This is a genomic window from Streptomyces sp. NPDC045968 (assembly GCF_056430475.1).
In genome coordinates this window covers 484,746-485,761 of the sequence record NZ_JBWKLF010000007.1, presented here as the reverse complement: position 1 = coordinate 485,761, position 1,016 = coordinate 484,746, and the positions used below count along the sequence as shown (strand labels likewise).

Annotated in this window: 1 rRNA gene and 1 pseudogene; both read left to right on the top strand. The window is 67.7% G+C overall.

Features of this window, described 5'->3' with window-relative positions:
• Window positions 1-91, top strand: a 5S ribosomal RNA gene (rrf, locus tag AC07FA_RS22745); the annotation flags it as partial.
• A gap of 212 nt (window positions 92-303) precedes the next feature.
• A pseudogene (locus AC07FA_RS22740) lies at window positions 304-1,016 on the top strand (hypothetical protein); the annotation flags it as partial.

Here is a 1,016-nt window from a genome sequence, read left to right as displayed (position 1 = left end):
GCCCGGTTACATTCCGAACCCGGAAGCTAAGCCTTTCAGCGCCGATGGTACTGCAGGGGGGACCCTGTGGGAGAGTAGGACGCCGCCGAACAATCTTTCAAGGACCCTTGGTCCCAGCGTTCACGCTGGGACCAAGGGTCCTTTTTGTTTTCTCGAAGCGCGTCAGCCGGTTGGCTGCGCGAGAATGTCTGTGGTACCCGATGACAGGAGTCACACCCATGTCCACCAACTCTCCCGACGATCGTCCGGAGCGCGAGCCGCGTCGCCGGGACGGCGGTGACAAGGGCGGCTTCCGTAGTGGTCGTGACGACCGGTCCGGTGCACCTCGCCGTGACAACGACCGTGGTGGCTTCCGTCGTGACGACAATCGGCCCACAGGCGGCGGCTCCGGTGGCAATTTCCGCCGTGACGACCGCGCCCCGCGTCGTGATGACAGCCGGCCCACCGGTGGTGGTTTCCGCCGCGATGACAACCGTGGTGGCAGCTCCGGCGGTAACTTCCGTCGTGACGACCGTGCTCCGCGTCGTGATGACGACCGTGGCGGCCGTCCCAGTGGGGGTTTCGAGCGCCGTGACGACCGCGCCCCGCGTCGTGATGACAGCCGGCCCACCGGTGGTGGTTTCCGCCGCGACGATAACCGTGGTGGTGGCAGTTCGGGCGGTGGTTTCCGTCGCGACGACAACCGTGGTGGCAGCTCCGGTGGTGGTTTCCGTCGGGACGACAACCGTGGTGGCAGCTCCGGCGGTAACTTCCGTCGTGACGACCGTGCTCCGCGTCGTGATGACGACCGTGGCGGCCGTCCGAGCGGTGGTTTCGAGCGTCGTGACGACCGTGCCCCGCGCCGTGACGACAGCCGGCCCACCGGTGGTGGTTTCCGCCGCGACGATAACCGTGGTGGCAGCAGCTCCGGTGGCAGCTTCCGTCGTGACGACCGTGCTCCGCGTCGTGATGACGACCGTGGCGGCCGTCCGAGCGGTGGTTTCGAGCGTCGTGACGACCGTGCCCCGCGCCGTGCG